The 24,807-nt window shown below is 32.9% G+C and carries 23 protein-coding genes; 14 read left to right on the top strand and 9 right to left on the bottom strand.

The annotated features are described in order from the left end of the window. Positions 1-9 precede the first annotated feature (9 nt). The gene (locus tag AK212_RS00945; RefSeq protein ID WP_053028670.1) at positions 10-951 is read right to left on the bottom strand and encodes a magnesium transporter CorA family protein; all 942 of its coding nucleotides are present in this window, start codon (positions 949-951) and stop codon (positions 10-12) included. Positions 952-982: 31 nt separating this feature from the next. Then, on the bottom strand, positions 983-1,597 hold the full coding sequence (locus AK212_RS00940) for a TetR/AcrR family transcriptional regulator (RefSeq protein WP_053028669.1): 615 nt from the start codon (positions 1,595-1,597) through the stop codon (positions 983-985). A gap of 165 nt (positions 1,598-1,762) precedes the next feature. On the opposite strand from AK212_RS00940, the gene AK212_RS00935 reads away from it, so the two are divergent. The 8 genes from AK212_RS00935 (at position 1,763) to AK212_RS00900 (ending at position 9,662) form a co-directional block, all read left to right on the top strand. Then, positions 1,763-3,040, top strand: coding sequence for a YhgE/Pip domain-containing protein (locus AK212_RS00935; RefSeq protein ID WP_053028668.1), 1,278 nt, complete (start codon positions 1,763-1,765; stop codon positions 3,038-3,040). A gap of 161 nt (positions 3,041-3,201) precedes the next feature. Next, positions 3,202-3,630, top strand: coding sequence for a MarR family winged helix-turn-helix transcriptional regulator (locus AK212_RS00930; RefSeq protein ID WP_053028667.1), 429 nt, complete (start codon positions 3,202-3,204; stop codon positions 3,628-3,630). Positions 3,631-3,742: 112 nt separating this feature from the next. Beyond that, positions 3,743-5,098, top strand: a complete 1,356-nt coding sequence (locus AK212_RS00925; RefSeq protein WP_053028666.1) for an MATE family efflux transporter — start codon at positions 3,743-3,745, stop codon at positions 5,096-5,098. Between the two features lie 415 nt (positions 5,099-5,513). Then, positions 5,514-6,761 carry a copper resistance protein CopC gene (locus AK212_RS00920; protein ID WP_053028665.1) on the top strand — a complete coding sequence of 416 codons (1,248 nt, stop codon included), beginning with the start codon at positions 5,514-5,516 and terminating at the stop codon, positions 6,759-6,761. 14 nt (positions 6,762-6,775) lie between these two features. Then, complete coding sequence (locus AK212_RS00915) at positions 6,776-7,387, top strand: YcnI family protein (RefSeq protein ID WP_053028664.1); 612 nt, start codon at positions 6,776-6,778, stop codon at positions 7,385-7,387. A 207-nt stretch (positions 7,388-7,594) separates the two neighbouring features. Continuing rightward, the gene (locus tag AK212_RS00910) at positions 7,595-8,011 is read left to right on the top strand and encodes a DUF2871 domain-containing protein (protein ID WP_053028663.1); all 417 of its coding nucleotides are present in this window, start codon (positions 7,595-7,597) and stop codon (positions 8,009-8,011) included. Positions 8,012-8,207: 196 nt separating this feature from the next. Then, complete coding sequence (locus AK212_RS00905) at positions 8,208-9,239, top strand: NAD(P)/FAD-dependent oxidoreductase (protein WP_053028662.1); 1,032 nt, start codon at positions 8,208-8,210, stop codon at positions 9,237-9,239. Between the two features lie 21 nt (positions 9,240-9,260). Then, positions 9,261-9,662 (top strand): GNAT family N-acetyltransferase, encoded by a 402-nt coding sequence (locus tag AK212_RS00900; protein ID WP_053028661.1) that lies wholly within the window; start codon positions 9,261-9,263, stop codon positions 9,660-9,662. Between the two features lie 56 nt (positions 9,663-9,718). Here AK212_RS00900 and AK212_RS00895 read toward each other — a convergent pair whose 3' ends face one another. Continuing rightward, positions 9,719-10,714, bottom strand: coding sequence for an acrylyl-CoA reductase family protein (locus AK212_RS00895; RefSeq protein WP_053028660.1), 996 nt, complete (start codon positions 10,712-10,714; stop codon positions 9,719-9,721). A gap of 334 nt (positions 10,715-11,048) precedes the next feature. On the opposite strand from AK212_RS00895, the gene efeO reads away from it, so the two are divergent. Genes efeO through AK212_RS00880 form a run of 3 tightly spaced genes read left to right on the top strand, consistent with a single transcriptional unit; the run spans position 11,049 to position 14,858 of the window. Beyond that, entirely contained in the window at positions 11,049-11,909 is an 861-nt protein-coding gene (gene efeO, locus AK212_RS00890; RefSeq protein ID WP_053028659.1) for an iron uptake system protein EfeO, read from the top strand. Beyond that, positions 11,906-13,132, top strand: coding sequence for an iron uptake transporter deferrochelatase/peroxidase subunit (gene efeB / locus AK212_RS00885; RefSeq protein ID WP_053028658.1), 1,227 nt, complete (start codon positions 11,906-11,908; stop codon positions 13,130-13,132). Before efeO ends, efeB begins: the two co-directional genes overlap by 4 nt. Then, on the top strand, positions 13,113-14,858 hold the full coding sequence (locus AK212_RS00880; protein ID WP_053028657.1) for an FTR1 family iron permease: 1,746 nt from the start codon (positions 13,113-13,115) through the stop codon (positions 14,856-14,858). The genes efeB and AK212_RS00880 overlap by 20 nt, the downstream gene beginning before the upstream one ends. 67 nt (positions 14,859-14,925) lie before the next feature. Here the strand turns inward: AK212_RS00880 and tatC are convergent, their stop codons facing one another. After that, positions 14,926-15,681, bottom strand: a complete 756-nt coding sequence (gene tatC, locus AK212_RS00875; RefSeq protein WP_053028656.1) for a twin-arginine translocase subunit TatC — start codon at positions 15,679-15,681, stop codon at positions 14,926-14,928. After that, positions 15,623-15,856: a twin-arginine translocase TatA/TatE family subunit gene (locus AK212_RS00870; protein ID WP_107629235.1), complete on the bottom strand. Its 234-nt coding sequence runs from the start codon at positions 15,854-15,856 to the stop codon at positions 15,623-15,625. The genes tatC and AK212_RS00870 overlap by 59 nt, the downstream gene beginning before the upstream one ends. 162 nt (positions 15,857-16,018) lie before the next feature. Between AK212_RS00870 and AK212_RS00865 the strand changes: the two genes are divergently transcribed. Next, positions 16,019-16,534 carry a GNAT family N-acetyltransferase gene (locus AK212_RS00865; protein WP_053028654.1) on the top strand — a complete coding sequence of 172 codons (516 nt, stop codon included), beginning with the start codon at positions 16,019-16,021 and terminating at the stop codon, positions 16,532-16,534. A gap of 184 nt (positions 16,535-16,718) precedes the next feature. Here AK212_RS00865 and AK212_RS00860 read toward each other — a convergent pair whose 3' ends face one another. Further along, positions 16,719-18,407, bottom strand: coding sequence for a CDP-glycerol glycerophosphotransferase family protein (locus AK212_RS00860; protein WP_053028653.1), 1,689 nt, complete (start codon positions 18,405-18,407; stop codon positions 16,719-16,721). Between the two features lie 375 nt (positions 18,408-18,782). Between AK212_RS00860 and AK212_RS00855 the strand changes: the two genes are divergently transcribed. Next, entirely contained in the window at positions 18,783-20,384 is a 1,602-nt protein-coding gene (locus tag AK212_RS00855; protein WP_053028652.1) for an L-lactate permease, read from the top strand. A gap of 447 nt (positions 20,385-20,831) precedes the next feature. Here AK212_RS00855 and AK212_RS00850 read toward each other — a convergent pair whose 3' ends face one another. Continuing rightward, entirely contained in the window at positions 20,832-21,983 is a 1,152-nt protein-coding gene (locus AK212_RS00850) for a glycosyltransferase family 4 protein (RefSeq protein WP_053028651.1), read from the bottom strand. A 308-nt stretch (positions 21,984-22,291) separates the two neighbouring features. Between AK212_RS00850 and mqo the strand changes: the two genes are divergently transcribed. Continuing rightward, positions 22,292-23,770, top strand: a complete 1,479-nt coding sequence (mqo, locus tag AK212_RS00845; RefSeq protein ID WP_053028650.1) for a malate dehydrogenase (quinone) — start codon at positions 22,292-22,294, stop codon at positions 23,768-23,770. Positions 23,771-23,844: 74 nt separating this feature from the next. Here the strand turns inward: mqo and AK212_RS00840 are convergent, their stop codons facing one another. Both AK212_RS00840 and AK212_RS00835 read right to left on the bottom strand, forming a co-directional pair. Beyond that, complete coding sequence (locus AK212_RS00840; protein ID WP_053028649.1) at positions 23,845-24,303, bottom strand: DUF3021 domain-containing protein; 459 nt, start codon at positions 24,301-24,303, stop codon at positions 23,845-23,847. Continuing rightward, positions 24,300-24,740 carry a LytTR family DNA-binding domain-containing protein gene (locus tag AK212_RS00835; RefSeq protein WP_053028648.1) on the bottom strand — a complete coding sequence of 147 codons (441 nt, stop codon included), beginning with the start codon at positions 24,738-24,740 and terminating at the stop codon, positions 24,300-24,302. The genes AK212_RS00840 and AK212_RS00835 overlap by 4 nt, the downstream gene beginning before the upstream one ends. Positions 24,741-24,807 lie beyond the last annotated feature (67 nt).

Genomic DNA, 24,807 nt, shown 5'->3' with positions numbered 1-24,807 from the left:
TTTGTGTTGTTATAATTTTTGTTTTCGCCATAAGAAGATACTCACAATTGTAACAAGGATAAGTGAAATACCTACAATAAATAGCCATGATGTATAGCTTTTTTCATCGAGTGGAAGTGGGACATTCATCCCGAAGAAACTAAAGACAAGCGTTGGTAAAGTGAGTAATACTGTAAAGAGCGTAAGTGTCTTCATAATATTATTCATTTCGTTTGATAATAATGAAGAATATGACGTTGTGATACTCTCCAGAATTCCCGTATATAATTCTGTCGTTTCAATCGCTTGGTTGTTCTCAATCACTAAATCTTCCAATAAATCCTCGTCTTCATCAAAGCGTTTGATGGCAGGTAATCGGAATAATTTTTTAATGATAGTGTCATTACCTTTTAAAGCGGCAAGGAAGTAAACCAAACTTTTTTCAACTTCCATTAATTTATATAATTGTTTGTTTGTAATGTTATTTTTTAACTCACGTTCAATTCGGATTCGTGATTTATTTAACAGTCGTAAATTTCTGTTGTAGTGGTTTGAAATTGTTAATAAGATATCCAATGCAAAACGACTATGGAAATTTAAATTTACATTATCTTGTCGCGTATAATTTTCTAAAAATTCATTTTCAGCGTCACAGATTGTTAAAATGAGTCCTTTTCCAATAACAATACCTAATGGAATGGTAACGAATGATAAGACGCGACGATTGGTTGAACTGACGATGGGTAAGTCAATAATGATAAGTGAGTAACCTGTGTCATCATCATATTCGATACGTGCACTTTCATCCGCATCTAATGGATCTCGGATAAAATCTTCAGGTAAGTTATACGTTTCTATTAATTGTTCAATTTCTTCTCTATCAGGTTCTACAACATTAATCCATGATGCAGAGTGGTCTAAAGTCGTTTCAACGATGTCATTGTTTGTTGAATGTTTATATGCAGTTAGCATGGTTAATGATTCCTTTCATATTCATTTAGTCTCAGTTGGATTGAGTACGTTCATAATGATTTTGGATCATAATACGTAGCGGCCCATTATAAATGATATTAAAAATATGTTTGGTTAACTCATTTACAGAGAGTCGATGATCATCCTGTACCCAATATTTGATAATTGAAATGGTAGCACCTGAAACATAACTGTGAAAATACATTTCGGGAATACCATCAATCTCATGATTAATACTAATATATTTTTGCATATTTTCTTTCATTAAGGAATGAATTTTTTCTTCAAGTCTACTTTTACGTTCAAGTTGAAGAATCGTATGATAAAACTCCATGTTATCAGAGATATGTTGTAATACCTTAGTCAAAACATTATTTATAAAATCTTCAGCGGTATTTTCTGGTGAACTAACATCGAGTTGATTAAATTGAGTCGATGTCCAAATTTGGGATATACATTCATCTTCCATATCAGTTAATAACATGTATTTATCTTCATAATGTAAGTAAAATGTACCACGATTAATATCTGCTTGATCTGAAATATCTTGAACAGTAATTTTGTCGAGGTCTTTACGTTTTAAAAGGTCAGTAAAAGCACGCTTAATTGCTGACTTCGTCTTTCGTATTCTCCTATCTTCTTTCATAAAATATCGACCTCCTAATAATAAATAGACAAAAATGTACAATCTGTTCAATAACATACGGTATTTGAATAATTGATTATTGTTTATTTTTGACTATCTCATTATAATTTACAAAGTATTAAATATTCAACACATTGTTCAATAAATTGTAGGAGGTTAGATTTCATGAATATTTTTAAAAGCAAACTATTATGGCTTGCACCTATTGCAGCGATATTATTATTAGTTATTTTCTCTTTGGCATTTTATCCAGCGTTTAATCCAAAACCAAAACAATTGCCAATAGCCGTTGTAAACAATGATAAAGGTGTAGACATTCAAGGTAATAAAGTAAATATCGGGAAAAAAATTGAAGATAAATTAATGGATAGTGATTCTGATACAGTTAAATGGGTTAAAGTTGATAAAGAATCAGATATTAAAAAAGGTCTTAAAGATGAAAAATACTATGGAGTAGCTATTTTTAATAAAGACTTTTCTAAAAATGCAATGAGTAAAACACAAAAAGTAGTGATGGATAGTAAAAAGGCAGAAATGAAAGAAAAAGTTGAATCAGGTGAAATGCCTGCAGCTGCCGTTCAACAAATGCAACAAAAAATGGGTAACCAAAAAGTTGATGTGAAACAAGCAACATTTAAAACGATTGTAAATAAAGGTGCAAGCATGCAAGCAGCTACGATTACTGGTAATGTGCTTGATGGCATGGGGGATAACTTGAATAAACAAATTACATCACAAAGTCTTAGCACATTAGAAAAACAAGATGTAAAAGTGAACGCATCAGATATTAAAGGTATCACTAACCCTGTTAAAGTGGATAATCAAGAGTTAAATAAAGTTAAAGACCATCAAGGTGGCGGTAATGCACCGTTCTTAATGTTCATGCCAGTATGGATGGGATCACTTGTAACATCTGTATTATTATTCTTTGCTTTCAGAACAAGTAATAACTTTAAAATTCAACACAGAATTATCGCATCATTAGGCCAAATGTTATTAGCTGTCATCACAGCATTTGCTGCAAGTTTCACTTATGTGTACTTTATGTATGGTGTATTAGGATTTGATTTCAATCATACAAATCGAGTAGCACTCTTCTTAGCTATTTCAATACTTGGATTTATCGGATTAATTCTAGGTATTATGGTCTGGTTAGGAATGAAATCTATTCCAATCTTTGTCATTTTAATGTTCTTTAGTATGCAATTAGTCACATTACCTAAAGAAATGCTACCTAAAGCATATCAAGGTTGGGTTTATAAAATTGATCCATTCACACATTATACAAATACCCTTAGAGAAATTATTTACATGGGTAGTCATATTGAAATGAATGCAACGATGTGGATGATGATAGGATTTATTATTTTTGGTGCAGTTTCTAGTTTAACTGCAGCTATCGTAAGAAAACATAGTAATAAACGTACTGAAATTCCATCATAGGAATGGAGTTATTTGCCTCAAATTTGGCATGAACGTGCTAAATTTGAGGCTTTTTTTGAAAATAAAAATAAACTGAAAATTTAAACTTTAATATATCGGTTGACTATGATAAGAATCGGCGTATTATATTCGTTAGACATCTAACGAAATGGAGTGAGACGATGGAGGCTACCTATCAATATTTAGTCAGAATGTTGGCGCATGAGATGAAACATTACGCTGATCGGAAACTAGATGAGTATAATGTCACACAAGAACAAAGTCATACGTTAGGTTATATCTACAGACATAAAGACCAAGGCATAACACAAAATGAATTATTAAAGACATTTAAACGAAAAGGGTCAACGGTAAGTTCAATACTTAAAGGTCTGGAGAATAAAGGACTTATTTATAGGATGGTAGATCCTGAGGATTCCAGACGTAAGAATTTGAAATTAACTAAAGAAGGAACGCAACTGGTTGAATCTTTTGTCAGCATCTTCGACGATATTGAAAGTATACTTGTCAAAGATTTTGATGAGAATGAAAAGCAACAACTTAAAAGCTTATTTGAACGCATGCTGAATAATATTAAAACAGAAAATTGATTATTAAAGCTAGCTGAAATTTAAAGTAATGATGGAATAGCAGCTAGCAATTATTTTGGAAATATAGTTAGATATCTAATTATTAGATATCTAATATAAGGAGATTATGGAAATGAAAGACGAACAATTATTTTACTTTGAGAAAGCATCTATATTTAAAGCGATGATGCATTTCTCATTACCGATGATGATAGGCTCATTATTAAGTGTGATTTACGGTATCTTAAATGTATACTTTATTGGCTTTTTAGATAATAGCCATATGATTTCAGCGATATCTTTAACATTGCCTATATTCGCAGTACTCATGGCATTTGGTAATTTATTTGGTGTAGGAGGCGGGACTTACATATCACGTTTACTTGGTGCGAAAGACTACACTAAAAGTCATTATGTAAGTAGCTTCTCAATATATAGTAGTTTTGTTTTGGGACTTGTTATTGCTATCATAACGCTACCATTTACGGACCAAATTGCGAGTATACTTGGTGCCAGTGGTGAAACGTTGAACTATACGAGTGACTATTTAAAAATTGAATTTTTAAGTACACCGTTTGTTATTTTATTTTTTGTTTTAGAGCAATTTGCTAGAGCAATCGGTAAACCAATTATTTCGATGATTGGTATGCTTTCAAGTGTTGGCATCAATATCATCTTAGATCCGATTTTGATTTTTGGATTACATTTAGATGTCGTCGGTGCAGCATTAGGTACTGCTATTTCAAACGTGGTCGCAGCAATCTTTTTCATTGTTTACTTTTCTAGAAAAAATGAAACATTATCACTCAATATTAAACATGCCAAACCGACTAAAGCGATGATGCAAGAAATATTTAAAATTGGTATACCTGCATTCTTAATGGTTGTCTTGATGGGCGTAACAGGTTTGGTCGTGAATTTATTCTTGGCAACGTATGGTAACTATGCCATCGCAAGTTACGGTATCTCATTTAGACTCGTTCAATTTCCTGAATTAATTATTATGGGGCTTTCCGAAGGTGTTGTCCCTCTTATCGCGTACAATTTCGTAGCGAATAAAACAAGAATGAAAGATACAATTAAAGTAGTCATCATGTCTATTGCAGTTATATTTGTAGTTTGTATGACTGTCGTTCTTTTAGCTGGTCATACCATCGTTCAATTGTTCAGTACAGACCCACAAATTGTCGTCTTAGCTACATTTATCTTAAAAGTTACTATGACATCATTACTTCTAAATGGTATTGGTTTCTTATTTACAGGTATGTTGCAAGCTACAGGACAGGGTCGCGGTGCTACGATTATGGCTATCGCACAAGGGACAGTTATTATTCCAGTTCTATTTGTTTTAAATAGTATATTTGGATTAGCTGGTGTCATTTGGTCATTATTAATCGCGGAAACAGTTTGTGCTTTGTTAGCAATGTTTATTGTATATGCCTTAAGAAATCGATTAACAGTAGATACAGCATCTTTAATTGAAACTTAATAAAATGACTAAAAGATTAACAATATAAATTCAAGCGCATAAAACGATTTATAATGAAGATTGAGTTTGAAATTTGAGTTAATAGAAGTCTAGTAATAAGGAGGGAGTGGGACAGAATGCTATTAAAATTCGTCGTCCGCTCCCATCTTGCTTTTCTTGTCGAATTTCTTAGTGACATTCTCTTTGCTGGGGCCCACTCGGAAGGATGACTAGAAGTGAGAAAAGCTTGCTTAAAGCGCCTTTTCAGTTCAGTCAGCTACTGCGAATTTCTAAAATAGCATCATCATATTATTTATGTCCGGCCCATTTCCTGTCTTTATTTTGGATAAAAAGTGACAAATTAGAATAATTATTGTTAAATAGCACACATTATTTTATTATAAGTGAATGAGCAAAATTTTATGGGAGGATGGCAATGGTGAATTTACAACGAAGTTCTAAAGTAGCTTTGGCATTGGTAATGATGTTCTTATTATTGTTAATTCCAACACTTCAAAATGTCGCATCTGCGCATGCAACTTTGGAAAAAACAACACTACCACAAAATGGGGTGATATCAAAGCAACCTGATGCTATAGAGTTAACATTTAATGAGCCAGTGAATGCTGAATATTCGGGAATCACATTATACAATGATAAAGGGGATAAAGTAGGCGATATAGATCCTACTACAACGGGACATTCTAAAACGCTCTCATTTCCAACTGATAAAGTACAACATGGTACACAGCAAATAGAATGGCATACCGTATCTGCTGATGGGCATGAGATTAGCGATCGATTTGAATTTTCAGTAGGTGAAAAGACAGCAAGTGGTGTCGATACATCTCCAGCCTTTTATGAAACACCTGATTTCTGGTTTGGTCTATTTAGATACATAGCGGAAGGTGCAACAATTATACTTGTAGGGCTATATTGGTTGAATGGTATTGCACGTCGTAATAATTTATCAACATTTGATGTTTTTCCTAGACATATTGCAGTATCTTTAATCATGATGATGGCCTATTTAATGTCGCTTATACTCTATTTAATGACATTATCTTCAGATGTGCTAGATGACATATTATCACTTCAACCTAGCGTGATAACGCAATTTCCATATATATTAAGTGCCATAGCGTTAATCGTATTAAGTGGCTTATTCGTCTTAAGAAATATGGAGAAATCATGGTATTGGATGATTTCTATTGCTATGATTTTAGCAATGAGTATGTCAGGTCATGCATGGTCACAAAGTGTGCCATTATGGTCAATTATACTTAGAACACTTCATTTAACAGGTATCAGTTTATGGTTAGGCGCACTATGTTATTTATTAATTTCAGTATTTACACGTAAGAAAGACGCTGTAGATTTATTACGTGAAATATTGTTTAAAGTTAATGCTGCAGCAGTAGGGATTATCATTATTTCAGGCGTGTTAATGTCTATTGATCAAACAAAGATTTTATCAATTTGGACAAATATGCAAACGTGGACGGTATTCTTATTAGTTAAAGTCATTGGTACGTTAATTATGATGATACTAGGATTATTGCAAACGACACGTGCACTTAACAAACGTCATAGAGTCAATAAATCTTCACTTATTATAGAAGTTGTCATTGGTATTGTGCTTATTTTGATTGGCGTAATTATGAGCCAAATTAGTATTCCATAAAAAGGAGAAAAAAGATGATTAAAAAATTATTAGCGACAAGTTTCATACTCTTTTTTGCATTAGGTTTCTTTAAAGTAGCAGACGCACACGTCACTTTGAATCCTAAAGCAGTGGATCCTGAATCCTATGAAAAAGTAGATGTAAGAGTGCCAGTAGAACAAAAAGATCATACTGAAAAAGTGGAATTAGAAGTTCCGAAAGAAGTACAAGTTGTTAATATTCAACCAGTGGATGGTTATAAACATAAAATAGATAAAGATAAAAAAGGTAATATCACTAAAATTACTTGGACAGCTAAAGGTAAAGGGATTGGGCCTGATGAATTTATGGATTTCCCAATTGTTGTAGCTAGTCCTAAAGATGAAGGCAAGTATGAATTCAAAGCCATTCAAACCTATGATAATGATGATAAAGTCAAATGGACTGGTAAAGAAGATAGTGAACACCCAGCACCAACGTTAGAAGTTAAAAAGAATGCTAATGCAGTAGAAACGAAAGATGAAAAATCACAAGATACTGCTAGTGCGCAACAATCTTCAGGTGGTTCAATTGCTTTATGGATCGTTTCAATTATTGCCATTATATTATCATTAGTAGCATTATTTAAACATTCAAGAAATAAATAATGTTAAGTGAGTCAAGGACTAAAGGATACTTAGTCAATTTAAAGTAACAAACTAAACACTTAAGCGCGTTACTTTAAAATTTGTCTGTTCTAGTCCCGCTCCCTAAACGCTACTGCACTGACAATGATGTAACGCAATATTGCATATATTGTCACTTTAAAGTTGATGATAATAAATTATAATATTAGTGTGAGGGAGGCATTATTTATGCGACGATTATTATATGCGTTTTTAGTCTACATGATTTTAGGACTCATTAGTGGGTTCTACTATAGAGAGTTGACAAAAGCACATGAATTTACGGGCGATACACAATTATCTATTGTACATACGCATACACTTATTTTAGGTATGTTTATGTTTTTAATTCTTATACCACTAGAGAAGGTATTCAAATTAAGTAGTTATTACTTATTTAACTGGTTCTATTATGTTTATAACATCAGTGTCATTGTAACGATTGGTATGATGGTAACGAAAGGCACTTTCCAAGTATTAGGAAAAAGCTATTCCCCGGAAGCATTTGCTGGGTTTGCCGGTATCGGTCATACAGGTATGCTAGCCGGATTATTATTATTATTTTTCTTAATTCGACAAGCAGCCTTAAAAGAACCAAGAGATTAATTGATAATAGGGAGACTTTTCATATAAATAGCACGTGAGTGTTATGTATGGAAAGTCTTTTTTATAAATAAAGTATAGTTACGATGATTTGAAAATATGATTTTCTTCAATAATATATGCACATATTGTATAATATAGGCAAAATAATGATAATTATTATCATTTGAAAAGGGACACAATCTTGGGAGGATAAATGATGCAAGATGTAACAATTATTGGAGGCGGACCTGCTGGGTTATTTGCAAGTTTCTATGCGGGACTACGAGGTATGTCAGTGCGAATCATTGACGTGCAAGATAAACTAGGTGGTAAAATGCAAATCTATCCAGAAAAGATTATTTGGGATATTGGTGGCGTCGCTCCGAAACCATGCTTTGAGATTATTAAAGATTTGATCGACCAAGGATTACATTTTAACCCTAAAGTGAATTTAAATGAACGTGTTACAGATATACGTAAAATAGCCGAAAGACATTTTGAAGTTGAAACAGATCGTGGACACATCTATGAATCAAAATCTGTCATATTTGCAGTTGGTGGTGGCATAATTAATCCGAAACCCCTTCAAATTAAAGATGCAGAACGGTACCGTTTAACGAATTTACATTATGTTGTTCAATCATTTTCTAAATTTAAAGGTAAAGATATATTGATTTCTGGTGGTGGTAACACGGCTTTAGACTGGGCAAGAGATTTAGCTAATATCGCCAATTCAATTACATTAGTTTATAGAAAGTCGGATATTAAAGGTTATGAAGCGATGATTCAAGTCCTTGAATCATTAAATGTGACATTAATGCCTAAAACACAAATTAAAGCGTTAATTGGTGACAATCAATGTGAATGTATCAAAGAAGTGACACTTGAGAATAGTGAGACTGGTGAAGTAATCACTCGAGCGTTTGACGACGTTATTATTAGTCATGGCTTTGATCATGAGAATCCACTATTAACAGATTGTACATCTAAACTTGATTTATATGATGACTATCGTGTTAAAGGGTTTGGTAATACAACAACGAGTATTCCTGGCATCTTTGCTTGTGGCGATATCGTACACCATGATGCTAAAGTGCATCTTATCGCAAGTGCTTTTAGTGATGCTGGAAATGCAGCGAATCTAGCTAAAACGTATATTGACCCTGATGCATACAAAGAAGGATATGTTTCAAGTCATAATGACGTATTTAAAGAATCCAATAAGGCTGTTATTAAACAATATTTATAAAATTAACCAAGGGGGAAGACGATGATTAGATATTCTCATGAAGCTCCAGAAGCTGAGGCGTATTGTCATTTAAGAGTTAAGGCAGGCATGAGCCCAAAGTCAATAGCTGCAGCGCAAAAAGGATTACCTAATAGTTGTTTTAACATTACCATTTATGATGACCAACAACTGATAGGCATGGGCAGAGTCATTGGTGATGGTGGAACGGCATTTCAAATTGTAGATATAGCCGTCGATCCAGACTATCAAGGCCAAGGCTGTGGCAGAATCATATTAGAGCAAATTATGTCATATTTACATTCCGTCGCTGAAAAGGGGACTTACGTTAGTTTGATTGCGGATTACCCAGCCGATCAACTCTATAAAAAATTTGGATTTACATCCACAGAGCCAAAATCAGGTGGTATGTATATCGTATTTTAATTATAAAAATCACTAGGACGAATCAAATCATACTTGATTGTCCTAGTGTTTGTTTTTTATGCATTAAAAGCGATGATAATACGACCAAAATTGTCATGATTTAATACGGTTTCAATCGCTTCTGGTAATTCTGAAAATGTGATGATTTGCTTAATATCATGTAGTTGATTAGATTTTAAGTCCGTCGCTAAACGTCTCCAAACACGCTCGCGGAGTTTCATAGGTGTAAATACAGAATCAATTCCGACAAGGCTGACACCTCTTAAAATAAATGGATAAACCGTTGCATCAAATGACACACCACCGGTTAACCCAATCAATGCGACACCACCATTATTATTGATACGTTTTGTGACAAAAGGTGTACCATTTCCGCCGATTGGATCAATGGCAGCTTGCCAAGTTCTAGAACCAAGTGGCTTATCATCGTTTTGTGTAATACGATCAATAATCTCATTTGCCCCCAAGGTTTCTAATTTATCTACAGCATGTTTATTACCAGTACTAGCAACAACGTGATATCCTAAATTAGATAACATCAGAACAGCTAATGCACCAACACCACCAGATGCCCCACGTACAAGGACTTTACCGCCTTCTAATGTCATAAAACCAGCTTTTTCTAATTTCTCTATTGCTAATCCTGCTGTATAACCTGCTGTACCATAAATCATAGCCTCTTCTAACGACAGATTGTCAGGTAATTGAACGACCCAATCGGATTTTACACGTGCATATTCACTGAAACCACCATAATGATTGACACCTAAATCATAGCTTGTAACAATCACTTCTTCGCCTTCATCAATCGTTGGATCCTCTGATTTTACTACAACGCCTGCTAAATCGATACCAGGTACCATCGGGTATGATTTTAGAATGTGATTATTATCTGTTGTAGCTAAGGCATCCTTATAATTAATTCCAGAATAATGAACTTTGATTAAGACGTCACCTTCTGGTAAATCATCCATAGTTATTTGAGTAAAGTTAGGTTTCACACTTCCATCTTCATTTTTATCAACTATAAAAGCTTTAAATTGTTCTTTCATATTATGTGACTCCTTTATATTAAACTTTATAAGTATATAATACCCGCATCTCAATTGATCTATACTTTCTCTTAGTCAAATGAGTAAAGATTAATAACTTAAAAAAATAAAAAAATTTTAAGTTAAAATTGTATTTGAATTGTTGTTGACACATCAAAGGGGTAAACCTATAATAAATTTGATAATGATTATCAATTGAAAATTATAAGTGTTTATATGAATATAAAAGACGTTATAACCATGATTGTGAGTTGGTGTTAAATATAGCGTAAGGTTACTAACACGAATCATCTTCAAATGATAATCGCCTAAACTATATTGAGGTGAATACATAATGAAAAAATTACCAACTATTTTACTCGCATCATCGTTACTTTTAGCTGCTTGTGGCAATAATGGTCACAGTGACGACAGTAGCAAAGACAAGCAGTCACAAAGCAGTAAAGGTGAGAACAAAGCTGCTTTACAAAAGGCTACCAAAGAATATGAAAAATATACGGATGGCCAACTTGATAAATTCTTAGAAGGCACAGAAAAATTTGTTGCGGCAATTAAAGCAGATGATATGGATAAAGCTAAAGCATTATATCCTAAAGTGCGTATGTATTATGAAAGATCAGAACCTGTCGCAGAAGCTTTTGGTGATTTAGATCCTAAGATTGATGCGCGTTTAGCAGATATGAAAGAAGAGAAAAAAGAAGATCAATGGACAGGCTATCATAAAATTGAAAAGTCACTTTATCAAGACAATAAAATAGATGAAACAACTAAAAAAGATGCTGATCAATTATTAAAAGATGCTAAAGAATTAGATGCGAAAGCAGATACTTTAGATATTACACCTAAATTAATGCTACAAGGTTCAGTTGATTTATTAAATGAAGTTTCAACTTCTAAAATAACTGGAGAAGAAGAAATTTATTCTCACACCGATTTATATGATTTCAAAGCAAATATTGAAGGTGCACAAAAGATCTATGAATTATTCAAACCAGAATTGGATAAAAAAGATAAAAAATTAAGTTCAGACATTCAAAAGAATTTCGATAAAGTTAATCAACTGCTAGATAAGTATAAAGATGGCGACGGTTATAAAGATTATAGTGCAGTAACCAAAGAAGATAGAAAAGCATTATCAGATGCTGTCAATTCACTTGGTGAACCACTAAGTAAAATGGCTGTGGTTACAGAATGAGTAATGTAGATGATAAACAAAATGACCAAGTTTCCCGCCGTTCATTCTTAAAAATGCTTGGTATAGGTGGCGCCGGTGTTGTGATCGGTGCTAGTGGCGCAGGTAGTATCCTTTCATTTAAATCGATGTTCGATACACCTGAGAATGAAGACAAAGATGCTTTCGAATTTTATGGTCGTGTACAAGCAGGTATCACAACGCCAACACAAAAAAATTGTAACTTTGTCGCATTAGATTTAAAAACAAAAGATAAAAATGCAATTAAAGATATGTTTAAAAAATGGACGCAAATGTCAGTAAACATGACAGATGGTGCGCCAGCTGCTAAAGATAGTCAGAATGAATTATTACCACCCGTAGATACTGGCGAATCAATAGGATTAGGGGCTAGTAAATTAACATTAACGTTTGGTATTAGTAAATCATTTCTAAAGAAAATCGGTATGTCATCTAAAATCCCAGCAGGATTTAAGGACTTACCACATTTTCCAAATAATCAGTTAGATGATGAGTACAGTGATGGCGATATCATGATTCAAGCATGTTCAAACGATCCACAAGTTACATTTCATGCAATTCACAACTTGATTCGACCATTTAGAGATGTAGTTAAAATGAAGTGGTCTCAGAATGGCTTTGTATCTGGAAAGCTTGAAGAAACACCAAGGAATTTAATGGCATTTAAAGATGGTACAGTGAATCCACGCAAAAATGATGAACTTAAAAAGTATGTGTTTATCGATGATGGATGGGCTAAAAATGGTACATATTGTATTATTCGTCGTATTCAAATTCATATTGAAACTTGGGACCGAACGTCATTAGAAGAACAAGAAGCGACATTTGGTCGTAAACGTGCATCAGGTGCACCATTAACTGGGAAAAAAGAATTCGACAATATTGATTTAGATGCGAAAGATAGCAGTGGCCAATATGTTATTGATCCTAATGCGCATGCGCGTCTAGCACGTGAAGTTAAAACATCAATTAAACGTCGTGCCTATAATTATAATGATGGAACTAATGCGAAAACTGGCGCGTTAGAAACAGGTTTAATGTTCATTTGTTTCCAAAAATCAACACAACAGTTTATAGATATTCAAAATAATTTAGGTCATAGTGATAAGCTTAATGAATATATTACACATCGAGGTTCTGCATCCTTCCTTGTATTGCCAGGTGTCAAAAAGGGAGGTTACATCGGTGAAACCTTATTTAATTAAATTAATCGCTGTGTTAATCCTTATTCTTACCGTTATTAGAACGGTTCCACCACATCAAGTTAGTGCTGCAGATGATAGTAAAATCAGTGATGTGTATGTGGCGATAACTGATGCAAAATCAACGATAGAAGATAAAGCTAAAAGCAATCAAGAAAAGCAAAATGCACTCGCTGATATTAAAGAAAAAGTGAAATCTTTAAATATTAAAGATAACAAAGAGGGTAAAGACGTAAAGTCAAAATTAGAAGCGGTAGATAAAGCGTCTTCAACTGAAGCGAAAGCTGACAAACTTTCTGATTTAACAAAATCATTAATCGCTTATGAAGAAGCAGTCTCTACGAAAGATATTAGCGGTGAAATTAAAACACTAAAGCAACAAGTTGATGCTAAAGATGAACCAATCAAGAAGGCCATTAAACATAAAAATGATGCCGAATTACAATCAATTAATAATAGTTTGAATCAAATTTGGACAACGCATGAAACTGCCATCAGAAATTATGACGAAGGTAAATACGGTCAAATTGAAGTTAATTTAATGCAGTTACGTGTTGCCATTCAAAAAGAACCATTAGATACTAAAAAAGTAGACAATGCTTGGACAACATTCAAAACAAGTATTGATACAGTGGATCAAAAACAATCTAGCGCAGATAATGGAAAATATAAAGTAACACAACTTAATGATGAGTTAGATAAAGCAATTAAAGGGATAGAAGATAATCACTTAGATCAAACTGATGCAGCATTATCTAAATTTGTTCAAATTTGGCCGTATGTAGAGGGTAAAATTCAAACTAAAAATGGCACATTATATACGACAATTGAAGATAAAATACCTTATTACCAAAGTATTTTAGATCAAAGCAATAAAGATCACGTTAAAGAAGGCTTACAAGATATTAATAAAGATATTAAAGACACTGTAGGTCAAGAAGGCTATACATTTGTAGATGTCATGATCATCTTCTTACGTGAAGGGTTAGAAGTATTGTTAGTCATTATGACATTAACGACAATGACACGCAATGTTAAGGACAATAAAGGTACGGCTAGTGTTATTGGTGGCGCAATATTGGGATTAATTCTAAGTATTACCTTAGCCGTAGTCTTCATTCAAACGCTTGGAAATAATGGCTTATTACGCGAAGGCATGGAAGCTACACTTGGCATTATCGCAGTTATTTTAATGTATGTGGTTGGTATTTGGATGCATAGACGTTCAAGTGCTAAACGTTGGAATGACATGATTCAAAATATGTACCAAAATGCGATAAGTAATGGCAACCTAGTACTGTTAGGTACAATTGGTTTGATTTCTGTTCTGCGTGAAGGTGTAGAAGTTATCATTTTCTATATGGGTATGATAGGTAGCATTACGACGATGGATTTCGTGATTGGTATTGCATTAGCGATTGTTATATTGATCGTCTTTGCATTACTATTTAGATTCATAGTCAAACTTATACCTATTTATTACATCTTTAGAGTGCTTTCGATTTTAATTTTTGTAATGGCATTCAAAATGCTTGGTGTAAGTATTCAGAAACTTCAATTGTTAGGAACATTACCACAACATGGCATTGAAGGCTTACCTACAATTGGTTTTATAGGATTTTATCCTAATGTTGAGTCAATTGTAGCGCAATTAATCTACATTATATTGATTGTGTTTTTCATTTTCAAAAATCGTCAGCACAAACAAAATATTTCTGAGCATCATTAAGGCATATTAATAATCAAATAAAAACCTCAAGACCTGTATGTAACAAGGGCTTGAGGTTTATTTGTGTTTAGGCACGATGTGATAGTCTGGCGATAAGCATACTAAACTCAAACAGGATGATTAGTGGTAGTGTTAAGAGTAAATTTAAAGTGATGTCTGGTGGTGCGATAATACTCGCTATTACAAAGCAACCAAAATAAATATACTTACGATAGTGCTTAAGTGCTTTAACATCTATTAAATCAAATTTAGCAAGTCCCATAAATAACGTAGGAAGTTGAAATAAAATGCCAAAAATAAGTAGCCATCGTATTAATTCATGTAAGTAAGCCTTAAATCCAATAACTGGTTCAATGCTTAAAATGGCAGATAATGTCAAAGAGAAATTAATAATCAATGGAAAGCCTATAAAAAACGCAAACGCAACGCCAATGATAAATAATAACGCACACCATAAACTGTATTTAATGATAAAGCCACGTTCATACGCATGAAGTCCTGGTGCAATAAACGCCCACAATTGGTAAAACACAATGGGTATGATTAAACATAACGCCACAAAAAAGATAATCATAATGTAAATTTGAATCATTTCTGTAAAAGAAAAGGCATGTAATGTTACGTGTGCGCGTTTAATATAATGTATAAATGGTTTCATCCACCAATGTGATGAAATATATACAATGATTGTTGCAACAATAAAGGCGATAAACACTTTGACGAGACGAGCGCGTAATTCATCAAAGTGTCCTAATAGCGTATTGCTATTTTGTATGTTCTCGTTGTTGTTTAGATTCTTTACTGGGCGTATCGTGACTTTCATCTGTATCTATATTTTCTGCAGCGGACTTAAATTCTTTCAAAGTACTACCAATTGCTCGGCCGAATTGTGGTAACTTTTTAGGGCCAAATATAATCAAAGCAATGATGCTAATCACAACTAAACTGGTTGGTCCTGTAATTCCTAATACAAACATGTTTATAACCTCACTCATCATATATAATAATATCATCTTTACTTTATACTCATTGATAAATATTATCAATAGGAATTTTCGCCGTTCACAAATTAAACGAATTTATTGAATAGCGAGACGATTATAGGGAATAATTTATACAATAAAAATACGTAATTCATGATGAATGAGGGGGATTGAATGATGACAGAACAAATAACGATGATTCAAGGTACAGATGTTAGTGATTTAAGACAAATTGCAGAAACTACGTTTTACGATACATTTGAGGGTGAATACACAGAGAATGATTTCGAACAATTTTTTAAGAAAAGTTATAACGAAACAGTATTATTAAATGAATTGAATAATCCTAATTCGTTTCATTATTTTTATAAAGTAGATAATCAAATTGCCGGATATTTGAAGCTTAATATTGGTGACGCGCAAACAGAAACAATGGGTGAGGACTATTTAGAAATTCAAAGGATTTACTTCTATAAAAACTATCAAGGTGGAGGAAGAGGGCACACATTTATCCAACTGGCACTCGATAAAGCTCGAGAACTAGGGAAAAGTAAAGTTTGGTTAGGTGTGTGGGAACACAATCAACAAGCATTGTCATTTTATAAGAAACATGGATTCAAAGTGACTGGGCAACATGAATTTATAACTGGTGATGTCGTTGATATAGATTTAATCATGGAAAGACAGGTTTAGCATAGAATATATTGAAACTAGATAAGGGAGTGGGACAGAATTCTTTTAAATTCGTCGTCCCACCCCCGCAAGGATGACTAGAACTGAGAAAAGTTTGATTTAAGCGCCTTCTCAGTTCAGTCAGCTACTGCGAATTTGCAAAATAGCTTCATTATATTATTTTTGTCCCGGACTCTTTTCATACTTATTTATGATTAATGATATCTCGCATCAATTGCGTTAATTTTTTTAACGACATATTATTATCGTTTACAAGTGGATGGTTAGAAATATCAGTTAATGAATGATGTATTAAATTATTGTGCAATAATTCCTCATCCGTATACCAAACTTTAGCTAAACTATTCATAACATCATCATATACACCACGTTCTTGTTGATAAGCCGCATGATTTGGTGTGTAAAGACATACCTTTTTGCCAATCGTTAAAGCATCAAAGATAATTGAAGAATAATCGGTAATTACAACATCCGATATTAATATTAAATCTTGAGTTTCAATATGACTTGGTGCTTCAATTGCACCTTCAGGAAGGGTCATATCATCTTCAATATGACCTTTGAAAATAACATGGTATGCTTCCAATATTTCTGGAGAGATGGTCATTAAATCTGTAGCATCTTTATCCGCATGCCACGTAGGTGCATATAATAAAATTGGCTTTGTTCGATCCACATTTAAGGCATCTTTAATTTTCTTCTGATGATTTTTATCATTTTGATAGTGGCATAAATAACTTATTCTTGGATAACCATATGAAATCAGTTCCGTATGTTGATTTGGAAATGCCGTTTCAAATAAGCCTGTAGCAGCCTCGGAATCTGTTAAAAGGTAGTCTTGTTTTAGCCATTTATTATATTTACGTGCCTTATAATTGTAGATATTTTTATTTTGGTCTGGTTCTTTGCTATCTAAGAAGAGCTTTTTGATTGGTGTTCCATGCCATAATTGAATCACAGTGCCATTTGGTTTAAATTCATCGGGCATATAACTTTCAATAACGACAATTTTGGCAGTTTCTATTAATTCTTTATTATTTTCTGCATCAGTAGGTAAAAAGTATGGTCCACGTCGATCATTTGTGATGAAATAAGCTTCAGTAGTAGGGTTTCTCTTCACAAAATAATTGAATAAATATTTAGAGTTACCTCTATAACCATAATCAAATCCTAAAAACACAACATGATTTTTAACTTTTGAAGGATCTTTATCATATACATAGCTTAGATTACGATGCTTTTTTAATGCATGATTTTGCATCTTTCTATAAAGCCATTTGGGTAATTTAAATTTAGTAGTGATAAGCCAACTATCTACAAAGCGCATTTCATCTTCTTTACCCGGATATTTAAATTTAGAATATGGAATAGGATGTCCATGAATATAAGCTAATTTATTTAAATCAAAGTGATTAATTTTTTTAATATCAAATGTATCTAAGGAGTTCCAAAATGCATTGCTTGTCGGACATTCATGAATAAAATTAAAAACGACATGATTATCAATATCGATTTCATCTTTCAAAACAGTAACGACGGCTAAATCCATAATAGAATGGATATCATATTTAGATAAATGGAATAAAGCACGTTCAATATTGAAAATGATATTAGGATAATGATTGATATTTTTCATCCATGATAAAAAAGTTAATGTATCATCGCCAAAATAGCGACAGTCATTTAAATATAAGTCATTTAACGTATAGTCTACTGCGATTGAATTATGTGTTGCAGCGACAGCTTCCAACATATCATGATTGATTTTAATATCATTTGAATAAGGAATGAAATGTGAATAACCAGCTGATTTCGCTTTGTTTAGTTGTAATGCAAGATGGCGCATATTTGAAATATTTATTTGTTTAATCATCATACATTGTCCTTTAACTCTTAAATTTCTTAAATATATTTTACCATGTGACTAAGAAAAATTCATATTTACAAAAATGGCATCATTGATTAATTAAAAAGTTTGGGAAATTTTGTTGAAAAAAGAGGATTTTTAATTTGTTAAAAATTTAACAAAAATTTTATAAAAAGTACTATATAGTATTGTCATTTAAGTGGAAAGATGGTATATTTTTATTGTGAAAAAGTTCACAAGACTTAAATTTGTGAAATCTAGCATGATTAACTTGTCGACAAACTAATTAACCTTATAACAGTTAGAAATATGCTCACATTTCAATTGTTAAATCGCTAGAATGTTCATTAATACAAACTAAAGGAAAGAAGAGTCAAAATTATGTTAGTTCAAACATTTGATCCATTTGATAATTTGGTATTATCTAGCTTAATCGCAGCAGTACCTATTATTCTATTCTTATTATGCTTAACTGTATTTAAAATGAAAGGTATTTACGCTGCAATCACAACTTTGGTTGTTACATTGCTTATTGCCATCCCGTTCTTTAAATTACCACTTGGTATTGCAACAGGTGGCGTTGTAGAAGGTTTCTATCAAGGTATTATACCTATTGGTTATATTGTCATGATGGCAGTATTACTTTACAAAATCACTCAAGAATCTGGACAATTTAATACGATTCAAGATAGTATTACAAGTATTTCACAAGACCAACGTATCCAATTATTATTAATCGGTTTTGCGTTCAATGCGTTTTTAGAAGGTGCAGCTGGATTTGGTGTACCAATCGCAATTTGTGCGTTATTACTTGCTCAACTAGGATTTAGACCATTACAAGCTGCAATGTTATGTTTAGTAGCGAATGCTGCTTCAGGTGCTTTTGGTGCCATCGGAATTCCAGTCGGTGTGGTAGATACACTTCACTTACCAGGTGGCGTTCATGCAATAGGTGTATCACAAACATCTACATTAACATTAGCAATTATTAACTTCTTTATACCATTCTTACTTATCTTTATCATTGATGGTTTAAAAGGTGTTAAAGAAACATTACCAGCTATCTTAGTTGTATCAGTAACTTATACATTATTGCAAGGATTATTAACAGTGTTCAACGGACCTGAATTAGCTGATATCATCCCACCATTAGTAACAATGGGTGCTTTAGCTTTATTCTCAAGAAAATTCCAACCAAAACATATTTTCAGAGTGCAAAAAGATGTGGAACCTGAGCCGGCGAAACACCATAATGCAAAAGAAATTATGTATGCATGGAGTCCATTCGTTATCTTAACAATTGTAGTTATGATTTGGAGTGCACCATTCTTTAAAAACTTATTCTTACCAAATGGTAAATTATCAGCATTAGTGCTTAACTTCACTTTACCAGGTACATTCAGTGAAGTGGCTAATAAATCAATCATGTTAAGTTTCAATTTCATTGGACAAACAGGTACAGCGATTTTAATCACAATCATTATCACAGTATTAATGGCTAAGAAAGTAAGTTTCGGAGATGCAGGACGTTTATTTGGTGTCACATTTAAAGAATTATGGTTGCCAGTATTAACAATTTGCTTCATTCTTGCTATCTCTAAAATCACTACATATGGTGGTTTAAGTGCAGCAATGGGTCAAGGTATTGCTAAAACTGGAAATGTCTTCCCAGTATTATCTCCTATCTTAGGATGGATTGGTGTATTTATGACTGGGTCAGTGGTTAATAACAACTCATTATTCGCACCAATTCAAGCATCAGTTGCACAACAAATTGGTACAAGCGGTTCATTACTCGTAGCTTCAAATACAGTGGGTGGTGTAGCAGCGAAATTAATTTCACCTCAATCAATAGCAATCGCGACTGCTGCTGTTAAAGAAGTAGGTAAAGAATCAGAATTACTTAAAATGACATTACGTTACAGTGTTGGATTATTAATCTTCATCTGTATTTGGACATTTATCTTATCTCTAATTCTGTAATCAATATAAATGAGTGCTTATAAATAGAGTTCTCATGAAGATGAGAGCGGCACATAATTCCTAGAAAAATAGCCAGTAAATGAGTTTTTTATAAATTCATTTACTGGCTTATTTATTGTATAAAAAACAGTCTGGGACAAAAATAATATAATAATGCTATTTAGCAAATTCGCAGTAGCTGACTGAACTGAGAAGGCGCTTAAATCAAGCTTTTCTCAGTTCTAGTCACCCTTGCGGGCGGGGCCCCAACAAAGAGAATTTCATCAAGAAATTCTACAAGCAAAGCAAGTTGGGGTTTGGGGTCCGAACACAAAAAATCACGAAAGTGATTTTACAGGCTAAGCAAGTTGGGGCCATTCATATAGTGCAGTTTCTAAAGTAGCACTTATTTGGCTTCTCATTTCACTTAAGTTGAGATGCTTACCAAGGCGAAGTAGCGCTTTAAGTTTAAATACTATTTATAGCGGACATAAATGTTTCATAAACAGTGGTAGGTGTATAGTGTTTCAACGTAACATGTCCTTCATGAACCATCTGGTCGGCATCATCAATATGATTCATAGCGATGTCGATGTATTTTGCTAATGAACCAGCATCACCATAATGTGCTAAATAACCATTAACCTGATGTGTGATGATACTTGCAGGCCCAAGTGTATCTTTAAAACTTATAACAATATTATCCTGCGCCATTGCTTCTAGTACAACCATACCAAACCCTTCATTTCTTGACGGTACGACGGTGATTTTACTTTTAGCTAATTTAGTATTAAGTTGTTGCGTTGCGGCATAAAGTGTAATTAAATCATTTAAATGATGTTGATCAATCAGTTGTTGCAAAGACTCGCGTTCTTGGCCATCTCCATATATTTCTACTTTAAAATTAAGGCGCTTAAGATCATCTTGAATTCGACGAATGCTCTCTATTAAAATATCAAACCCTTTTTCAAATTCTAATCTACCTGCACTCATGATGATATTCTCTTTGTGAGTATCATTTTTAATTGGTCTGATGATATTCGGAATAGTATAAACAGGTGTGTTGATATGTTGCGCATAATTTAACTGATCTTGTTTCGTTAACGTTGTAATAAGATCTAATTTACGACACGCATCAAGTATATCTTGTTGATAGTGTTCTGGATATGCTTGCAAATTCATATGTTCCATTCCAATCGTCATCACATTATTAGGGTGATACTTTGATATTAAAATATTAAAACTCGCTCTAGTACCTACAAGCACATCTGTATCTACTTTTTTAATCGCTTTAATCATTTTATTTTCTACGTATTTTGAAAATTGATTTAATCCAGGTTCATGATGGTTTATTTCGGTTGGTTTCAATAAGGAAGTATACTTATTAATACGATTCATAATGATTGCTTTAATGTTCTGAGGTTTTAAACGATAGTCGATTAGTGTTTTTATTTTTATATTGTTATTTATTTTAAAATAAGGTTCGTCTTGCGCACGAAAAACAGAAATAATTTCTACGTGATGCCCCTTGTCGGAAAGTGTATTAGCTAATTCAGAAACAGCTTTCACAGTTCCACCTAAAGCATAGACATTATGCATAAAAAATGTGAATGATTTCATAGTTACACCTCTAATGATTCATAATAGTGAATTATAGCATTTCTTATGTATCTCTAATAGTAATAGCATTATCATTCGAATCGACTATCGACCTTGCTTTATCTAATAAAAGATGAAAACTTTATGTAAACACTTTTTTCATGGGGGGATTATGTATATAATTAAACTAGTTCATAAAAAGTCGATTTTACGTATAGCGTAAAGTTAATATTAAAAATTTTAATAAATAAAGAAAGCGTTTTAATTTATTAAGCCAAGGTCAATATCCTATCGACTAAAGATGTGAAAAAAAGGGGGACTGTATTGTTATGAGTTCAGTACATAGCAAAACAGATGTCATCTTAATAGGTGGCGGTATAATGAGCGCAACACTCGGAACGTTATTAAAAGAATTATCTCCAGACAAAGAAATTAAAATATTTGAAAAATTAGAACAATCTGGTGAAGAAAGTTCAAATGTTTGGAACAATGCTGGGACAGGGCACTCTGCACTGTGTGAATTAAATTACACTAAAGAAGGTAAGGAAGGTTCCGTTGACATTACGAAAGCAATTAAAATCAACGAACAATTCCAAGTCTCTAAGCAGTTTTGGACACATTTAGTTAGAACAGGTCAATTAGAGAATCCTGCTAACTTTATTCAATCTGTGCCACATATGAGTTTTGTTAAAGGTATCTTTAATGTGAAATTTCTTAAAAACAGAGTCGCAGCATTAAAAGAAAATATTCTATTTGAAAAAATGGATATTACTGAAGATCGTGACAAAATTAAAGAATGGGTTCCGTTAATGGTTGAAGGAAGAACATCACATGTGCCTATAGCATTATCTCGTGATGAGAGTGGTACAGATGTAAACTTCGGAGCATTAACAAAGAAACTTATTTCTAATTTAAAGGATAGAAATGTAGAAGTATCTTATAAACAAGAAGTTGAAAATATTGAGAAACTTGATAATGGAAACTGGAAAGTGACAGTTAAAGATTTAAATTCTGGTCAAAGCAAGGCGTATGAATCAGAATTTGTATTTATTGGGGCTGGCGGTGCAAGTTTACCACTTCTACAAAAAACAGGTATTAAGCAATCAAAACATATCGGTGGTTTCCCAGTAAGTGGTTTATTCTTGCGTTGTACGAATAAAGACGTGATTGAGAAACATCATGCGAAAGTTTATGGTAAAGCAAGTGTCAGTGCACCACCAATGTCAGTGCCTCACTTAGATACGCGATTTGTAAATGGTGAACGTGCTTTATTATTTGGACCGTTTGCAGGATTTTCACCTAAATTCTTAAAAACAGGTTCAAATTTAGATTTAATACGTTCAGTAAAACCAAATAATGTATTAACTATGCTTTCAGCAGGTATCAAAGAAATGGATTTAACGAAGTACCTTATTTCACAACTTATGTTAAAGCATGAGGATCGTATGAATGATTTACGTGTATTTGTGCCTAATGCGAAAGATGAAGATTGGGAAGTTATTGTTGCAGGACAACGTGTACAAGTGATCAAAGATACCGAAGATAGCAAAGGAAACTTACAATTTGGTACAGAAGTCATCACATCGGATGATGGTTCACTTGCTGCCTTATTAGGCGCTTCTCCAGGTGCATCTACTGCAGTAGATATTATGCTTGATTTATTACAACGTTGTTATGGTAATGAGTTTAAAAACTGGATTCCTAAGATTAAAGAAATGGTACCTTCATTCGGTCTTAAATTAACTGAACATGAAGACGTTTATCGTGCAGTAAATAAAGAAATTCAAAAATATTTAAATGTTAAATAATCGCACTAGTTTGTATAGATAACGCATTATTGGCTAGCTACTCTAATTCAATTCCATGAGTAACTAGCCAATTTTTATTTCTCCCTTTTATTTAGTTGTCGATTAATTTCTGTAACGTACTTTTTGTTTGTAAAGTGAGATTTTATCCAAATCATCAAATATATAATGATGAAATAAAATGTGAATATCAATAAATTTGAAATTTTAATTGAAAACCATCCAGCTAAAATACCAATGGGCAGTAAACCAATATAGCTAAATATGAAATGTAATAGCGTAGCACGTGTGATACTCCAATCTGTATGCGTAAAAATAAAACTTGTCAGATAAAAAAGCAAGCCAATTAATAACCATAATATTATAGATATAAGCATGACTGTTGGTTCAGTAAAATGAGCGTAATAAAATTTTCCTAAAGTAGATATAGGAGATAAAGGATAATATTCACCTTCGGCATGAATATAACTAAAAATGATAGATAGCGTTAGTCCAATTAACAAAGGGATACTTAGAAATTTGTATAATTTTGTCATAACGATAATCGCTCCTTTATCGATTTTAAATATCTTCTGGAGGAGTAAGTGAAATCGGCATCTTTCAAATACATTCTAATGAGCCCATTTGGTTCCATATGAAGTTTTTCAATTTTATCACTATTAACTATTTCAGATTTAGAAATTCTAATAAAAGAAGTAGGCAATTTAGCTTCTAATTCATACAATCGTTCTTTTATTTTGGATTGTTTCATACCTTTAATCGCCACAACCTGATTATGATACGTTCGAAAACTGATAATCGATTTAATGTCTAGTACATAGATTGCATCCTCATATTTACCATATATTTGAGTGGCACGATCTAAATCTTCAATACAAGATATAATTTGTTGAACATCTTCATCTAACGATGGTGCATGGATGGCAACAAGTTTTTCTTTTTCATCAGGTGATATATGCAGTCTCAATTTCATATTTTAACCTCCTCCATAATTTAATTTAATCATGTTAGGGTGCTTTTTATAGTAAAAAATAAGTATC

This window comes from Staphylococcus borealis, from assembly GCF_001224225.1.
GTDB classification, from domain to species: Bacteria; Bacillota; Bacilli; order Staphylococcales; family Staphylococcaceae; genus Staphylococcus; species Staphylococcus borealis.
Note: the sequence above shows the minus strand (reverse complement) of the source record. Positions and strands in the feature narration are given on the sequence as shown.